Here is a 17177-nt window from a genome sequence, read left to right on the forward strand (position 1 = left end):
AACCAGCCCGTCACCGCCCACACGGCCACAGGCGTACCAGCCGCGCTGGCCATTTGGCCGGTTGTTAGCCTAAACAGCTATGGGATGTACTCGACGGTGGCCCCCAAACGATCGACGACCAGGTCGCTGGAGAAGTCCCCGCGAGGGGATCTTCTACCCGGTTGTTGCGCTGTCGACGGACATCTCCGAGTTCTCATACAGCCGCCAGCCCCGCGGCGTCGGAGGGCTGCGTCGCGTCGTCCACGAGGGAGGTCGACACCCCCGGCAGGTGGGGGAAAGCGCGCGTCTTGTTAATGACCTCAAGGCTCGCTATGAAGTTGGACCAGTTGCGCCACCGTGCCGGAACCGCCTCCTGAAGGGCGAGAATGTCAGCCCGGGCATGGGTGACCGCACCTGCGGTGTCCTCCATAGAGCTGCCCCGGTCAGCAAGGTGATGATCCCGATCGACTCGTCAGTGCCGGAGCCGGTGGTGAACGCCGTTCCGTCGAGGCGGGTGAACGCGTCCGCGATGAGCATCGTGACAAGTTGCTGAATTTTGGTGTCCATCGCGGCTTCGATGAAGGCGGCCAGGAACGCGACCCGCTTGTGGGTGGGAACGCACGGCGGTGAAGGCCGGCGAGTCGTTGGTCGTCCCGGTCGCCTCCGGTCCCCATGTGCGGTGACACCTGCCGGGTTGACGCTGTTCCAGGCGTCGGTGGAGATGGGCGCGTGCCGTGCAAGAGTACGCATAGGGGAGGTCACGCCGCTGCGCTGCTGGACAACATGGTGACCGCCTACCACTCAGGGCAGGTAGGGCAGCTCCTTCAAACTTTTTCCTGTGTGCGTGTTTGAAGATGCAAAAACCCTATTCAGCCTGCCCTGCCTGCCCTGAAGCCGCCGAATATGTCACCCAAGGTAGCGATCCTGAAGACTCTCGGCACTGTCGGTGACCTTGATGGCCGTGAACCCCCGGGTGCCGTCCCGCTTGAGCGGCTGTGCACCCGCCGTAGCCAGGCGCTCGTAGAACTCCTGAGCCTTCACCGGCTTGTGCCCGTCCCGCTTGGCCCAGCGTGCATAGCAGTCGTAGAGGACGGTCCGGGCCATGTGCGGATGGTCAGGGTGGATCTCGGCACACTCGTCGATCCATGTTCGCACCTGGTCGACCTTGCGGCGGAATTCCTCCTGGGCAGTCCTGGCCGATTCGGATAGTTCGAAGTCGCCGCGCGCCATGAGCCGACGTAGCGCCGGTACAGCCTTCACCGCGATCCCGGATAGCTCGGCCTTCGTAGTCAGTCGTTGCGTGAGCGTGCGGTCTTCGCGTCCGGTGAAATCGTGGGGGAGTTCGATCACCACCCACCGGGCGAGGTAGCCGGAGGTCACGTCCGCAGAGCCGGGGATCTTGTTGGCGGAGAACACCGGCACCGCCCAAGGGGTGAAGTCGAACCGGTCGCCGTACTTGTGCTCGGCGCTCACCAGATCTTCGCCAGTGATGGCTTTGAACCGTGCAGTGGTTTCCAAATATTTGCCGTCGATATCCCCCGCAATGTTGGCGATCTTACCGAGGAGTTGTGCCGCAGTGAACTTGTCGCCCGCCATGTCGGCAAGGGACACAGCGGTGATGTTTTCCGCGCCAAGCAGGGCGTCTAGGACCCGCAGCAGGGTACCCTTGCCGTTACGGCCGTGGCCGACGAGCATGACGGCCTTATGCAGGGGATTGCCGGAGTACATGAGGTAGCCGATCAATTCCCACAACATGGGGATCACGTCGGCGGGAAGCACCTGAGCCAGGAAGTTGTCGAACTCCGGGCAGGTCGCTTCCGGGCTCCACTCGGCATTGAGTTGCATTGTCGACATCACATCGGGGTGGTGGTCGAGTAGCTGCTCGGCCCGCCAGTAGTAGTAGCCGTTGCGGAAGTTGATGACTTCGGGCACGGGGTCGCAGGTGATCCGCCTGGCGGTAGCACGCACAAGGGCTTCCGCATTCGTAGCGTGCATGCTGCGAAAGCGCTGCTTGAGCATTTTGGCGGTCCGGTCCCGTACGGCGTGCTTCGCGGGCCGCCATACGCCGTTCTTGTAGGCCCAGACGCGTTCATCGATGCCCTCGGCGAGCGGGCCTTGCTCGACGACGGCGTTGGCCAAATCGAGTGCACGCAGCCCGTCGCGGTCGAAGAACAGCGACGGGTCTTCGACGCCAGCGTCCCTGACGATCTCGGCGGCCACGTCCTTGCTGTCGCTCACAGCGCACCCCCGGAGGCGAGGCCGGAGTTGACAGTGGCGCGGGCCTCCCGCTCGTCCAGCCCGGCGCTGACCCCAGCGGCGTGCAGAGCGCTGGCGACCTGTTCGCGGGTGAGGCGGCCTTCCTTGACGATCTCGGCGGCCCGGTAGGCGGCCCAGTTCAGCACCTCGTTGCGCTTGCCCTCTTCTGTGTCGAGGACCTTCTCGACTAGGCCTCGAAAGCGCTGCACGGGCGAACCTGCCGACGTGAACGCCTCACCGTCGCCCCGTGCGGGCTGCTGCACGGGCCGCAGGAGACCGAGTAGCCATGCCGGGGCAGCCACCGGCGCCCGGTCGTCCAGCACCACGTAGGGCCCCGTGTGGCCCGGGCTGTCAATGCGCGACGGGGGTGCAACGACCTGGCCGCCGTTGCCCCGGGTATCGATGCCCGAGCCGAGCATTCCGGCACTGTTGCGCAGGTCGAAGTCGACGCCGTCCCATGTCCAGAAGTAGTGCATGCCCTGGCTTCCGGTGCGGACCCTGAGAGTCAGGGGCAGGTCACCGTGCTCGCGTTCCAGGGCGGCCAGGGTGGCGGAGCCAACGCCGTGTACAGGGTTGGCCTTGTCGTCGATGTCCAACACCCACAGGTTGGACTGCTCTCCGGTGACGATGTGGACGTTGGCCTTGGGTGTCTCGGCCCACCAGGTGATGATTTGGTGCAGGTCGGTGGAGGCCGCGTCCTGCCAGGCGTTGATGCACGGATGCTTGCGCGGGCTGCCGTAACAGTAGCCGGGTGCAACGTGCCAACCGCGCTGGGCGTAGCGGAGGGCGTAAGCCAGGGGCATACTGGTATTAGCTGTTGTTGTGGGAACTGGGGTCTGGCCGGACCCCTTTTCCATGCTCATGCCGCTTCATCCCCGTCCAGCAGGGCGCCGCAGCCGTGCTCATGCTCCATGGCGAGGTGGATGATCTTTCCCGTCCTGGCTGCGGCCCGGCGCTGCTGGCGGTTCGGCATCTGCACGCGGGCCCCGCAGCCTGGGCAGTGGCCGGTCACGTTCGCGGCCCGCCGGATCGCGAGGCCGTTCTTCAGCGCATCGGACGCGCCATCGGGGATGGAGGGCTGGACAATCAGCGCCCGCTGTCCGCCGATCTCGGCGACTGTGACGTCGTACAGCGGCTCAGGCATCTGAACCACCCGCCTTGCGGGCGGCGCCCTTGGCAGCGCGGGCGCGGGAGGATGCGAGGGCAAGGCGCTGGAAGTACGCCTTCCGGAGGTGCTCGGCACGACGTGCGCGTTCCGCAGGGGTCAGGGTGCGGTCCGGGTCGGCCTCCTCCTCGAACTTGTGGAGGAAAGCCGCACGGGCAGGGAGTGTGCGGGCGGCAGGGTCATCACAGTTGGCCCACATCTCGTGGGCGGCGATCGAAGCACGAAGGCTGCGCTGCTCGGGGGTCAAGGCATACACGGATTAGCCCTCCTGGGCTTAGTCCGGGTTGCCGACTCCGGTCACGCGGCTTGGCCGCCGACAGAAATATTAAGCGATACGCTATCACATCGTTTGTCGATGGCATCCTCGACGTCCGCTCGGCGCACGTAGCCGCGTCCGTGGTAGGGGCAGATGGCCACCAAGCGCTCCGGCGCGACCAGCCGCGAGTAGGCGGGGTGCTCTAGGGTCGAGCCTCCCCTCCAGCCACGCCAGCGACCGGGCCGGTTAAGGCGTGCCAGACGCTTCGCTTCCACGCGCCACCGAACGGCGCCCTTGGGGGTACGCTCAACGACCCCCAGCCGCTGACGGCCGGGACGCTTCTCGTCCTCGCAATCCTTGCACCAGACGGTCAGGATCCGCACTCCCTCGCTCATGACAGATCACCCAACCCGAGTCGGCGAGCCTCCTCGGCGGCGCGCCGCTCACTACTCGCCCTCGTGTAGCGATCCAACATGTCCCGTCGGGTCCATCCTGCCACCGCCATGAGCCCGCCCTCGGAGCCCCCTGCGGCCAGCCAGCGGGCGGCGGCGGTGTGACGGAGGACGTGGGGGTGAAAGCTCTCGATGCCCGCGAGCTCGGCGCGGTAGGTGAGAGCGCTGTGCAACCCGTAGTAGCTGAAGTTCTTGCCGCGGTCGCCGAGCCAGAGGGTGTCGGTGTCGGCGAGACGGTGGGCACGGCGCAGGCGCAGATACCGGTCGATGGAGCGGCCGGTCTGTGGGCCGAATGGGACGGTGCGGGCTCGCCCGCCCTTGGTCTTGTGGAGGACGGCGGCGCCGGTCTTCAGGTCCACATCGGTCACGCGCATGGCCACCACCTCACCGGCCCGCGCGCCGGTCTCCGTCATGAAGCGGACGATGGCCTCATCGCGGCGGTCGCGGAGGTCCTTGCCGGCGCATGCCTTGATCAGCAGCTTCAGCTCGTCCTCCGAGAGCTCGGGGGTGATCTTGTGGTCCAGCTTGGGCGGCTTCAAGGCGATGAGCTGATCTGTCTCGATCTCTCCCTCCTCGGCGAGCCATGTGGAGAACCGGCGCACCGCGAGTTGGCGGGACCGCGCGGTAGACGGCTCGGCTCCGGCGTCGAGAAGGGAGGCTACAAAGGCGTTCACCGTGGGACGGTCGAGATCCGGATTGATGTGGTTCTGGTCGCACCAGCGGAGGAAGGCGCGTACCCCGTCGCCGTATGTCTTAAGGGTCTGCGCGCTCTTCCGCTCAGCCTTGAGGTGGAGCAGCCAGGAGTCCAGAAGAGCCCGTATGTCCGAATCGTTCATGCTTCCCGAGGATAGAGCACTATCTGGACTGGGAGCGCTGCGCAAGGCGAGAAAAACGCCCCGGACCCGCGAATAAGCAGGTCAGGGGCGTTTTTGAGGGTGCCCGTCAGTCCAGGTAGTCCCGCAGGACCTGCGAGCGGGAGGGGTGGCGCAGCTTGGACATCGTCTTCGACTCGATCTGACGGATGCGCTCACGCGTCACGCCGTAGACCTTGCCGATCTCGTCGAGCGTCTTGGGCTGGCCGTCGGTCAGTCCGAAACGCATCGAGACGACGCCCGCCTCGCGCTCGCTGAGCGTGTCGAGCACGGAGTGCAGCTGCTCCTGGAGGAGCGTGAAGCTGACCGCGTCCGCCGGGACGACCGCCTCGGAGTCCTCGATCAGATCACCGAACTCGCTGTCACCGTCCTCGCCCAGCGGAGTGTGCAGCGAGATCGGCTCCCGGCCGTACTTCTGGACCTCGACGACCTTCTCGGGCGTCATGTCCAGTTCCTTGGCCAGCTCCTCCGGGGTGGGCTCGCGGCCCAGGTCCTGGAGCATCTGGCGCTGCACACGGGCGAGCTTGTTGATGACCTCGACCATGTGCACCGGGATACGGATGGTGCGGGCCTGGTCGGCCATGGCACGGGTGATGGCCTGGCGGATCCACCACGTCGCGTACGTCGAGAACTTGTAGCCCTTCGTGTAGTCGAACTTCTCGACCGCACGGATCAGACCGAGGTTCCCCTCCTGGATCAGGTCCAGGAAGAGCATGCCGCGGCCCGTGTAGCGCTTGGCCAGCGAGACCACGAGGCGGAGGTTGGCCTCCAGCAGGTGGTTCTTGGCGCGGCGCCCGTCCTCGGCGATGATCTCCAGCTCCCGCTGGAGCTTGGGTGCCAGCTTCTCCTCAGCGGCCAGCTTGTCCTCGGCGAAGAGACCGGCCTCGATCCGCTTGGCGAGCTCGACCTCCTGCTCGGCGTTGAGGAGCGGCACCTTGCCGATCTGCTTGAGGTAGTCCTTGACCGGGTCGGCCGTCGCCCCGGCAGCAGCGACCTGCTGGGCCGGCGCGTCGTCCTCGTCATCGTCGGAGATGACGAAGCCCTCGTTCTCGTTCTTGACCTCGGCCGCGGGGCCCTCCTCGGGGCCGGGCTTGCCTGCGGACTTGGCGGCGATGTCCTCCGCCAGCTCCTCGTCGCCCTCGAGGAGTTCGTCGACGACGGACTTCTTGGCTGCTGTCTTCTTGGGCGCGGCCGTCTTCTTGGCCGCGGTCTTCTTCGCCGCGGTCTTCTTGGCTGCGGCCTTCTTCGCGGGCTTGGGCGCGGCCTCCTCCCCGGCAGGCTCCTGCCCCGGAGCAGCACCCGTGGCGGAAGCGGTGGGGGCGGCCGGGGCCGCGGGAGCCGCACTCGCGGGAGCGGCCTTCTTGGCCTGGGTGGTCTTGGCGGCGACCGTCTTGGTGGCGGTGCGCTTGGCCTGGGTCTTCGCTGCGACGCTCTTACGGGTGCGTTTGGGCGCCTCGGCTGCACTCACCATCAGCGTCACACCCTCCTCGTCGAGGATCTGGTTGAGGCTGCGCAGAACGTTCTTCCACTGGGTTGGCGGAATCTGGTCAGCCTCGAAGGCCCGACGTACGTCGTCGCCGGCGATCTGCCCCTCAGCCTTCCCCCGCTCGATGAGCGCCATCACGGACTCGGATTCGGCGATCTCCGCGGGGAGAGTACGGGATGTGCTGGCCGACACGAACAACCTCTCGGAACGATGGAAACGGCGGACCGCCGGTGGGGATGAACCGACGGCGCGGGCGGAGCAGTGGAGAAATAACGGGTAGGAACAAGAGCCCCGGACGGAGCGCCCGTATTCCCTCCTCCGCTGTCACCTCTTGAGTCATCGCATGGGAACGGGAAGCGTTACGCCCAATTCACGTGGCCCGAGTCACACCGCATACCCACTCCTTCGCGATGATAACCGGATGATTCGGGTGCCCGTGTGGGTGAGCGCGGCTCCTCATGTGGGTGAGCCGGGCACGCTCGGACTCTCGCTCGGGCTTGGCTTGGGCTTGAGCGCAGACCCGGGCTCGCACTCAGACTCGGGCGAGGGCTTGCGGATCCGGGCCGCGATTCGGGGTGGATCCAGGCCGCCCTGACTCGGGGTGCGGGACTCAGGGGCGACCCCGGCCCGGGCGGGGGGCTGGGTAGGCGTGGAGCTCGGGCGCGGGGACCGGGTATGCGGCTCGGGTAGGGGACTCACGGTCGGGCAGGGAACTCACCGGTGCGGCTCGGGCTCGTCGGCTCAGGTACGGGTCCGAGGTACGCATGCTCCGCCGAGGGCTCGGCCGCGGTGCCGGACCAGGCACCTGTCCAGGCTGCAAGGGCAACGGGCAGACAGGGACACGACCTCCGGCGATCCGCCGACGAGAGGCGGGTCGGACTCGCAGGTACGGCCGTGCCACCGGAGGACGGAAGCACGGCCGTACGAACCACGGAGCCGCGGGACCGAGCCGAAAGCCGGCCCCGATCCCACGGGGCGGAGCCGACTCCGCAAGCCGGGTCCGACCTTAGGGTGCGGCCCGGCTCCGGCAAGCCGGTTCCGCATCGGTACGCCCCGAAACCCGGCCCCATCCGGGCGGACCAAGCTGCCGGAGACAACACCCGGAACCGCGCAGGCACAAACCGCAGGGCGAGCATCGGCGAGGCGGCCCGAAAGCAGCCGGCCGGCCCCTGAGCGCGCCCGCGCCGGTCAGTGTTCGCGTGGGGCGGGCACCACATGGTCCGCCCCGCCGGCCGTACCGGCACCACCCGGCTGACCCGCCCCGGCGGGCACTCCGTGGGTCCCCGGCTGTGCGGCCTGCGCTGGCGGCGTCGCCTGAGTGGGCTGACCGGAAGCGGCCGGAGCAGATGCGCCCTGCGCAGGCTGCGCGGCGGCCACCGACTCGGCGTGCCCGCTCAGCACCTGGCGCATGGCGGCCTCGGCGACGGCTGCCTCGCCCGCGACGAGCGCGTCCACGACCCGGCGGTGGTGCGCGACGGCGTGCTCCGTGGGGTGCTCACAGCAGGCGGTCGGCCCGCCCGAGACCTGGAGCGCGGAGGAGACGATGCCGGAGAGGTGCTCCAGCATCCTGTTGCCCGCGGCCTGGAGGATCAGCCCGTGGAACTCGGCGTCGGCGCGCGAGAACGTGAGGGTGTCGCCCTGGGCGTGCGCGTGGCTCATGATCTCCACCATGTCGCCGAGGCGCTGGTGCACGTCGTCGTGGCTCTGTCCGGCGGCGAGGCGGGCGGCGAGCGGCTCGATGGCCCAGCGCAGCTCGCACAGCTCGCGCCGCTGCCCCTCCCGCTGCGGCCCGAAGGCCCGCCATTCGATGATGTCGGGGTCGAGCAGGTTCCAGTCGCTGACGGGCCTGACCCGGGTGCCGACGTTGGGGCGCGCGCTCACGAGCCCCTTGGCCTCGAGGACGCGCAGGGACTCGCGTACAACCGTACGCGAGACCTCGAAGCGCTGGCCGATCTCTTCCGGGACGAGCGGGCGGTCCGCGCCCAGGTCCCCCGAAACGATCATCTGGCCGAGCTGCTGGACGAGTTGGCCGTGCAGGCCCCTGCCTCGGCTACCGGACGCACGTCGGCCCACTCGGTTCATCTCAGCCTCGGAACCCTCCCACGCCGAGGCGTTGGTTGTGGTACGCGCCGTTCCCGTGGACTCGGCGTATGCGTAGCGGTCGAGCTCGCCCGGGCCTACGAGGCCGGTGTCGACGGGGCGAGCCGCGGTCATCATGGAGTGCGCAAGGGTAGTCACGACCCTTGTGTCGGCCGAGGTCAGGGCGGTCTTGAGGGCTTTGGTGAAAAGCACACGAAAGGGTGATCGCTGGCTTCCTTACAATTGACGCCTTATCGGAAAGAACGGACCACATCATTGGTGGTCAGAGCTATCTGCCGCCTTTGAGCGCCGGATTGACGCCGCGGCATGTGAACACCTGGCGGATTCAGGGAGATTCCGCCCTAACACAGCCCAACGCATCCCCGTTGCATGGCCATCCGCGGTCGCCCCCTGCCGTCCTCCCCGCCGACTACCGCTGTCTCGGCCGGCCGCGCAGGGACATGAGGGCGTAGGCACAGAACAGGACGGTAACCGACAACGCGAGGGCCCGGCCCACCGGTTGCGACACAATCCCCGTCGCCACGGCGCCCGACTGCTCCGCCGCCGAGGGCCAGGGAAAGAGCAGCACCGAGCGCAGACGCTCCGGCAGCCCTTCGAACGACTGGCCCCCGGCACCCACCGCAGCCTTCCGTACCAGGGGTGCCACCAGTGCAGGCACAGCCACAACGGCAGCCACACCCAACGCGGTCGACCGGAACACCCCGGCGGCCAACAGCCCTGCCCAGGCACATCCGACACAGAGCGCAAGCACCGCCATTACCTGCACCCCCAGCGAGGGCACCATGCCCCCGGCCTCAGCCCCGCCGGGTACGGAGAAGCTGGTCAGACTGGCGATGTCGAACGTGTGGTCGGAAAACGAGAGGACCAGACTGTCCGCACCGTAGAACAGGGTGAGCGCTCCCGCGTTGCAAAGCGCGGTCGCCAGGCACAGGGTCACCGCCGTACCGGCCGTCACCACGAGCTTGGCCACCAGCAGCCCGAGTCTGCGCGGCACCGGCACCTGCGCCGGTACGAGCGCCGGATACCTGAACTCGTCTCCGAACGCCATGGCCCCCACCAGCCCCGCCACTACCGCTGCCGGCGGCACGAAGAACGGCGACCCGGGCGGCCACCCGGTGAGCAGCTTCAGACCAGACACGCTCCCCGTCGCAGCATCGGCCGAGACCCCTGCGTCCGTTCCAGCCACCACGACAGAGATCCCCAGCCCGCAAACCAGCGCCAGGACGATCAGCACCCACGGCGTCCGCACACCGAAGAGCCGCAGCAGTTCGTAGTGGAGCGGGGCCACAGGGCCTGGCCTGCGAACCGCAGGAAACTCCGGAAGCAGGCCCGCCGCCTTACGCCTGGCACTTTCGGCCCCGCCTGCGCCTGCGGTGGAGGCAGCACCCCGAGACGGAGAACCGCCCGTTGCGGTAGCCCTCTCCTGGCGGCTGTCCCGGTCCCGGAGTCGGGCCTGGGACTGGGCCTGGGGTTGGGGTTGGGGTTGGGCCTGGGGTTGGGGTTGGGCCTGGGTCGGCTCGGCGCTTCTCCCGGCCGCTGCAGCTGATGCGACGGAAGCAGCGGTTTTGGAGGCAGCAGAGGCCGAAGCCGGCGAGCCGGAAGCTGGCCCCTTCTTGGCCGCTGCCGCGTCGACGGCGGGAGCCGCCGCGGAGCCAGAGGCCGCGCCCGAGCCCGAGCTCCCAGAGACTTGGGACGAATTCGGGCCCGGTGACTCGGGAGCCGGGTCAGTGCCGAACGGTGCGGACCCACCGGAAGAGCGACTCGGCGACCGATGTGACTGGCCAACCGGATCCCCGGAACAACCCCCTGCCACAGTTCCCGACTTCTCGTGCCCCACCGGCACGAGTGCCTCCGGGACCTGCCCGCCCTCGACCGTCGACTCCTGCCCCTCCGCGGGCCGCCCCCCGACGGCTGGGGGCGCTTCCGCCCTGCCCTGCCCCGCCTCGGTGCCCCGCTCACCACCCGCATCGGAGGCCGAAACTGCGCCTGCGCCGGTTCCGGCCTTCGGCTCCACTTCTGCCGCGGATGCACCGCCCCGCGCTGGTGCGCCGCTTCCCGGCTGATAGCTGCCGGGCGCCGGAACCGAAGCGTGCCCGGACGCGGCGACGTCCCCCTCTCCCTCCCGCGTTGCGGCATCCCCGCGGTCCGCCTGATCCACATCGTCCACACAACAGATCCCCACGTCTGCCCCCATCGCTTCTTCCCCCGTGCTCCCGGCGGTCGCAGCTCCCGCCGAGCCCCTCGCCTCCCGCCTGGAGGTTCGTCCGTCCGCCCGGTTCAGCGGCCTCGGTCGGGAGCTGTCCCCGGCGTCCCCGATCTCCTCCGTCAGCTTGTGTACGAGAATCCCGTGCCGGTAGGCGGACTCCCCCACCGCGGCGCAGTTGCTCCCGTAGACCGAGACCCGGCTGCCTCCCTCGCACACCACCTCGAAAGCCCCGCCTCCACCGCCCGCCCGCTCAGCGCTCCGCGCCTCCTGCGAGAGCACAGCCGCGAACCGTTCCGCGTGCGGTGTCCTGATCGCCACCCGGGGACGGAGCCTGGTCCGGGAGAAGTCGGCCGTCTTCTGATCGGCCAAGAGCCGACCTCGGTCGATCGACACCACCCGATCTGCGAGCCGCGCTGCCTCTTTGGGGTCCCGCGATGTAAGGAGCACCAACCCGCCCTGCTCCGCGTATCCACGCAGCAGTCCGTGAAGCCAGCTGACCTCACGCGGTGACAGCCCGCGGGTCGGTTCGTCCAGCACCAGCGTGTGCGGGTCGCCCAGCAGCGCCGCCGCCATCCCGACCCTGCGGTCCATCCCGAGCGAGAAGTCACCGAGTCGTTGGTCCGCCAGCCCGCTGAGCCCGACCACGTCCAGGACCTCGTCCGCCCGCTCGATCGGCACCCCTGCCACCGGGGTCAGCATGCGCAGATGACCCCGAGCCGTGCGGGCCGGGTGGCCGGGGACATCGCCGAGCAGGACGCCGATCTCCCGGGCTGGGTGCGGGATCCGCTGCACCGGACGCCCCCGGAAGAGTGCCACGCCCCGCCCCGGAACGAGTTGCAGCATCAGCCGCAGCGCCTCGCTCTTACCCGAACCAGCCGGGCCCAGCAACACGGTGACCTGTCCGGAGCGCGCCTCGAAAGTGAGGTCGTCGACACGCGGCAGGCGCTTGCGCCGGACCGCACTGGTCAGTCCGATGGCCTGAATCATCGCTTCTCCCGCAGAACGCGTGGCGGACGCACCTCTGCAAGATAACGTGTCATTTCCGACTTTCCGGGTAGCCGATCGGCCAGCCTCGCTGTCCGCCGTGGAAGCAGGGAACGACTGCCCTTCCGGTCTCAGACCTCCGGACGCAGCATGGGCGGGTTGAGCAGCGTGGCCCCTCCAGCACGGAACAGCTGTGCCGGCCGACCGCCCTGGCGGGTCGTCGTCCCACCGGTCGGCACCAGGAACCCGGGGGTTCCCGTCACCTTGCGGTGGAAATTCCGCGGATCGAGCGCCACACCCCACACGGCTTCGTAGACCCGTCGCAGCTCCCCCACCGTGAACTCGGGTGGGCAGAAGGCGGTGGCGAGCGAGGAGTATTCGATCTTGGATCGCGCCCGTTCCACCCCGTCCTGCAGGATCTGATCGTGGTCGAACGCGAGCGGCACCTGCTGCTCAGCCTCCCATCCGGCCCCGTCACCCACGCCGAGAAGCGTGTCTGTCGGCGCCCATCGGGCACTGCGCGCATCTCCGCCCGCGATGGGCGAGGGCAGGTCGGGCGCGAGGACGAGGTACGCGACGCTGACCACCCGCATTCTGGGATCCCGCTGGGGCGCGCCGTAGGTGGCGAGCTGCTCCAGATGTGCACCTGCGTCCTGGTCCTCCAGGGCCTGCGAGCGGAGTCCGGTCTCCTCGGTGAGCTCGCGTGCAGCCGCTGCCTCCAGATCCTCGTCACCTCGCACGAAACCGCCCGGCAGCGCCCACCGGCCCTGATACGGAGGCTCCCCGCGGCGTACGACCAGGGCATACAGCGCGTCCTTGCGCACGGTGAGCACCACGAGGTCGACGGTGACAGCGAAGGGCGGGAAGGCCGACGGATCATAGGGCATGGCGTGATCATAGTCGTCTCCTTGACGATAAACAGTCCGTTCCGCGGTACCACTCGCACCTCCTTCGTCCTCGGCCGGAGCACGTGGGACGGGTACTCACGACGGGGACTCCCCCTCCGTCTCTCCCAGTCGCTCGCCCCCTCCGTCGCCCTGTTCCGATCCCGGTCCGCTCCTCAAGCAACGGCGGACCAGCTTCGGATCGAGCCCTTCGTTGCAGGCGTGGTGCAAGAGCTGGGCGAAGAGATAGTCGGGGTCGGCCCGCAGGGCGAGTCCGAGCGCGACCCGGGCGGTCGGAACGTCACCTCCCGACCAGGCGACCCAGCCCGCCAGCGTGAGCAGGGCCGCTGCGTATCCGATATAGGGACCCGCACAGCGCCGGGCCAGTGCCCGCCAGAGCCGCAGAGCCGGACCGACATCCGCGCCCTCCATCCATTCGGCCGCCTCGTCACGGGTCTCCCGGTCCTGGAGGCCGAGGATTGCTGAGGCAGCTTCGTCGTGGCTGAGCAGTCCGTCGTCGTGCGCATCCTGGCCGACACTCGTCGACGCGGTGGGGGAGCACCGCTGGAAGCGTTCCATCAACCGACCGATGAGGGCCAAGGTGTCGGTCCGCACCTGCTCCCGGCCTTCGGAGGACAGCATGCGTGGAGTGAGTTCCGCGCTGACGCTGTCCAGGACCCGGGTCTGTTCCTCGGCGAACGGCGGCCCCAGCGGGAGAAGACGCCTCTCCATCTCGCGCAGTGAGCCATGCATCGGCACACCGGCATACGCGGCTGCTACGGCCATCGCCGAGGTACTGGCCTCAGCCAGGGGGACGCCCTCGGGCGGGCAGCAGCGCGGATCGGGACAGACGTAGGAGTAGTACCTGCCTTCCGAGAGGCACAGGGCCTCGTAGACGGGCATCTCCAGATTTCCGCAGGCCCGGCGAAGCTCTTGCACGAGAGGGCGCAACCGCTCCATGACGTCCCTGCCGGTGTGGCCTTCCCCAGGTTCCTGGCAGAGGAAGATCAAGGCACCGTCGGGCCGGGCGCCCCGGGCTTGTGAGCTGGAGTCCAGGCACTCGGCGATCTGCGGGGCGAAGGCCGGCCAGCTGCTCTCGCTCTCGGGGATTCCGATCCTGAGGCGTCCACCGAAGCGTCCGCGCTCGCCGTGGAGGGCTACGACGACGAGGGAGTCGTCCGGATAGAAGCCGAGCAGATAGGGCAGTGCCTCGGCGAGTTCAGCCGGATCTCGCAGGGAGACACTTGCCTGCGGCGGGGTGGTTGTCTCCTGGGAGTAGGGAGGGGTCGGTTCATTGCCGCGAGGTTCGCGGTCGTGCTGTGTCATGCCTCGACGTTCGCGCACATCGCAAATTCGAGGTCGTCAGTTATCCACAGTCGAGCTGACTCTTATGTTTGTCATATTAATCCTGGCTTTTCCACAGGCCGGGTACTCGGATGTCGGAGACATCGGGTTGCATGGACGCATGAGTGACACACAGTTGCGGCAAGAAGCCGACTCGGTGCTCGCCGGCCTCGTCGGCGACCGCGGGGGTACGGCCCGGCTGCGCGCCGATCAGTGGCGAGCCATCGAGGCGCTGGTCGCGGAGCGGAGAAGGGCACTGGTCGTCCAGCGCACCGGCTGGGGGAAGTCGGCGGTCTACTTCGTGGCGACCGCTCTTCTACGCAAGCGCGGATCGGGGCCGACGGTGATCGTCTCCCCGCTGCTGGCACTGATGCGTAACCAGGTCGAGGCCGCCGCGCGAGCGGGAATCAATGCCCGTACGATCAATTCCGCGAACCCGGAGGAGTGGCGGGCGATCGAGGCAGAGGTCGCCGCCGGACAGGTCGATGTGCTGCTGGTCAGCCCAGAGCGCCTCAACAATCCGGATTTCCGTGATCACGTCTTGCCCAGCCTTACCGCCTCCACGGGCCTGCTCGTCGTGGACGAGGCACACTGCATTTCCGACTGGGGCCACGACTTCCGCCCGGACTACCGGAGGCTGCGCACCATGCTGGGGGAGCTGCCGTCCGGCGTCCCGGTACTGGCCACCACCGCCACGGCCAACGCGCGTGTCACAGCCGACGTGGCTGACCAGCTCGGCACCGGAGGCGCGGCAGAGGGCAGTGGCAACCAAGCAGGCTCTGCCCCCGCGCTGGTATTGCGCGGCTCCCTGGACAGAGAGAGCCTGAGCCTCAACGTCCTGCGGCTCCCGGATGCTCCGCACCGTCTCGCCTGGCTGGGAGAGCACCTCAAATCCCTGCCTGGCTCGGGCATCATCTACACCCTTACGGTTGCAGCCGCCACAGAGGTCGCGGCCTTCCTCCGCCAGTGCGGACACGAGGTGACCTCCTATACGGGCAAAACGGAGAATGCCGACCGTGAAGCTGCCGAAGGCGACCTCCTCGCCAACCGTGTGAAGGCTCTGGTAGCGACATCGGCGCTGGGCATGGGCTTCGACAAGCCAGATCTCGGCTTCGTCGTCCACCTCGGCTCACCCTCCTCCCCCATCGCCTACTACCAGCAGGTCGGCCGGGCGGGCCGCGGTGTGGATCATGCGGAGGTGCTGCTGCTGCCCGGCCAGGAGGACGAAGCGATCTGGCGCTACTTCGCATCACTGGCCTTCCCTCCGGAGGAACAGGTGCGGCGCACCCTCGATGTGCTGGCGGCCGCGAACGGCCCGATGTCGCTGGCCGCTTTGGAGCCCCGGGTTGAGCTGCGCCGCTCCCGGCTGGAGATGATGCTGAAGGTCCTCGACGTGGACGGAGCCGTGCAGCGGGTCAAGGGCGGCTGGATCGCCACGGGCCGGCCGTGGCGATACGAGGCCGACCGCTACGAGTGGGTCGAACGACAACGCCAGGCCGAGCAGCGGTCGATGCGCCACTACGCCGAGACGAGCGAGTGCCGGATGGAGTATCTGCGGCGCGAGCTGGACGACGAGGCAGCGGCTCGTTGCGGCAGGTGCGACAACTGCGCAGGCAGCAGATTCAGCCCGGATGTGGACGAGTCCCTCGTTGTGGCAGCCCGCGGCGAGCTGCGCAGGCCCGGGGTGCCGATCGAGCCCCGGAAGATGTGGCCCACCGGTATGCAGGTCGTCGGCCTAGACCTCAGGGGGCGGATCCCTGAGCAGCAGCAGGCATCGACCGGGCGAGCCCTCGGCAGGCTGTCCGACATCGGCTGGGGGAACCGGCTGCGTCCGTTGCTGTCCCCTCAAGGAGGGGACGGGCCGGTTCCGGAAGACGTGCTGCACGGTGCGGTGACCGTTCTTTCGGACTGGGCCAAAGGGCCCGGCGGCTGGACCTCGGGGGCACCGGACGCATCCGAGCGGCCGGCGGGCATCGTGGCAATCGAGTCCCGTACCCGTCCGCAACTGGTGCGGTCTTTCGCGGAACGGATCGCCGAGATCGGCCGCATCCCGCTGCTCGGAGCGGTGACATGCGCGGACGAGTTCGGGGTGCTGAACGCGGCACGCAGCAACGGAGCACAGCGTCTGCGCGCAGTCCACGAGACCCTGGCGCTCCCGCCGGAGCTGGCTGGGTCCCTCCCCCTGCTGGAGGGCCCGCTCCTGCTGGTGGACGACTACACCGATACAGGGTGGACGCTCGCCGTGGCCGCACGGATGCTCCGCCAAGCCGGCGCTAAGGGGGTGCTGCCATTGGTTCTCGCAACCCAGAATTGACCGTATGGCGTGCTCGGCCAGGGGTGCCGCGATGCCCGAACAGCTCGGCGGACGGCGGCGTTGCAACTCAAGACGGGTTGCAACCCAAGACACGTTGCAGCTCAGGACGTGACCTTGGCGTTGCAGGTCCAGGGACCGGCGTCGGGCGCGCCGTCACCGGTCCGCACGCCGCCTCACTCCGCTCGGTCCCACACGGGCTTCGCTGCCGGGCGCGCACCACTCCTCGCCCAACTTCGCTCCGCTCGTCCCCACACGTGCCTCGCCCTTCGAGGCCGGCGCACCAGCGAGATCAGCGCCGCATCGAGGTCAGCGTCAGATCACGTCGGCGCCGGACTTGGCGAGGGGCGCGGGTCAGAGCAGGGCGCGCACGCGCTCGGGATCGCCGCAGACGATGAGCTGCTCGGTGGCCTTCCCCAGGGCCGCCGGAAGGGCTGCCGCCGCCTCCGGGTCGGTGCCGCCGTTGACGGCGAGCAGCACGATAGGGCGCTGGGTGGTACTGGCCACGACGGCGGCGTGGGCACAGAAGACGTCCTCGGCGTCGGTGAGTTGGCGCCAGTAGGACTCCTCACCGAAGGAGAGTTCATGCTCTGCCCAGGGGTGCTGGCCACCCGTGGTCAGAAGCAGGATCTCACCGGGCGCCCGGCCTTCGTCGAGGAGCTTGTCGACGGTCTCGTCGGCAACCTCCACCGCGGTCGTGTCGGTCGCGGCGACAAGGTGGATGCGGGCCGTGGCGACCGGGGAGGCCGGCTTCGCCGAAGTCGGTGGGTTCGACTGGCGAGGACCGCCGGGACGGCCCGGGGTGTTGGGGCCTCTGCTGGCGGCGCGCGGTGGTGCGGGGCGCGGCGCTTGGCGAGGGCCGGGAATAGGGGCTGCTGTGCG

The 17177-nt window shown here is 68.6% G+C and carries 13 protein-coding genes; 1 reads left to right on the forward strand and 12 read right to left on the reverse strand.

Annotated features, from left to right (window positions below; translation table 11 throughout):
* Positions 1-193: 193 nt before the first annotated feature.
* From ACTWQF_RS28400 to ACTWQF_RS28450, 11 genes are all read right to left on the reverse strand, one after another.
* Positions 194-409 (reverse strand): hypothetical protein, encoded by a 216-nt coding sequence (locus ACTWQF_RS28400; protein ID WP_443282558.1) that lies wholly within the window; start codon positions 407-409, stop codon positions 194-196.
* 476 nt (positions 410-885) lie between these two features.
* The gene (locus tag ACTWQF_RS28405; protein WP_443282559.1) at positions 886-2217 is read right to left on the reverse strand and encodes a DNA primase family protein; all 1332 of its coding nucleotides are present in this window, start codon (positions 2215-2217) and stop codon (positions 886-888) included.
* Entirely contained in the window at positions 2214-3038 is an 825-nt protein-coding gene (locus tag ACTWQF_RS28410; protein ID WP_443282560.1) for a bifunctional DNA primase/polymerase, read from the reverse strand. The genes ACTWQF_RS28405 and ACTWQF_RS28410 overlap by 4 nt, the downstream gene beginning before the upstream one ends.
* Positions 3039-3094: 56 nt before the next feature.
* Entirely contained in the window at positions 3095-3379 is a 285-nt protein-coding gene (locus tag ACTWQF_RS28415; RefSeq protein WP_443282561.1) for a hypothetical protein, read from the reverse strand.
* Entirely contained in the window at positions 3372-3656 is a 285-nt protein-coding gene (locus ACTWQF_RS28420; protein WP_443282562.1) for a hypothetical protein, read from the reverse strand. Before ACTWQF_RS28420 ends, ACTWQF_RS28415 begins: the two co-directional genes overlap by 8 nt.
* Positions 3657-4047: 391 nt before the next feature.
* Positions 4048-4944, reverse strand: a complete 897-nt coding sequence (locus ACTWQF_RS28425) for a tyrosine-type recombinase/integrase (protein ID WP_443282563.1) — start codon at positions 4942-4944, stop codon at positions 4048-4050.
* Between the two features lie 106 nt (positions 4945-5050).
* On the reverse strand, positions 5051-6658 hold the full coding sequence (locus ACTWQF_RS28430; protein WP_443245330.1) for an RNA polymerase sigma factor: 1608 nt from the start codon (positions 6656-6658) through the stop codon (positions 5051-5053).
* Between the two features lie 996 nt (positions 6659-7654).
* Positions 7655-8683 (reverse strand): FadR/GntR family transcriptional regulator, encoded by a 1029-nt coding sequence (locus ACTWQF_RS28435; protein ID WP_443282618.1) that lies wholly within the window; start codon positions 8681-8683, stop codon positions 7655-7657.
* A 292-nt stretch (positions 8684-8975) separates the two neighbouring features.
* Entirely contained in the window at positions 8976-11759 is a 2784-nt protein-coding gene (locus ACTWQF_RS28440) for an ATP-binding cassette domain-containing protein (protein WP_443282564.1), read from the reverse strand.
* 128 nt (positions 11760-11887) lie between these two features.
* Complete coding sequence (locus ACTWQF_RS28445) at positions 11888-12643, reverse strand: NUDIX hydrolase (RefSeq protein ID WP_443245328.1); 756 nt, start codon at positions 12641-12643, stop codon at positions 11888-11890.
* A gap of 96 nt (positions 12644-12739) precedes the next feature.
* Entirely contained in the window at positions 12740-13966 is a 1227-nt protein-coding gene (locus ACTWQF_RS28450) for a DUF4192 domain-containing protein (RefSeq protein WP_443282565.1), read from the reverse strand.
* Between the two features lie 139 nt (positions 13967-14105).
* On the opposite strand from ACTWQF_RS28450, the gene ACTWQF_RS28455 reads away from it, so the two are divergent.
* Entirely contained in the window at positions 14106-16298 is a 2193-nt protein-coding gene (locus tag ACTWQF_RS28455) for a RecQ family ATP-dependent DNA helicase (RefSeq protein WP_443282566.1), read from the forward strand.
* A 351-nt stretch (positions 16299-16649) separates the two neighbouring features.
* Here ACTWQF_RS28455 and ACTWQF_RS28460 read toward each other — a convergent pair whose 3' ends face one another.
* On the reverse strand, positions 16650-16985 hold the full coding sequence (locus ACTWQF_RS28460) for a hypothetical protein (protein WP_443282567.1): 336 nt from the start codon (positions 16983-16985) through the stop codon (positions 16650-16652).
* Positions 16986-17177 lie beyond the last annotated feature (192 nt).

This window comes from Streptomyces sp. 8N114 (assembly GCF_052245835.1).
Classification (GTDB): Bacteria; Actinomycetota; Actinomycetes; order Streptomycetales; family Streptomycetaceae; genus Streptomyces.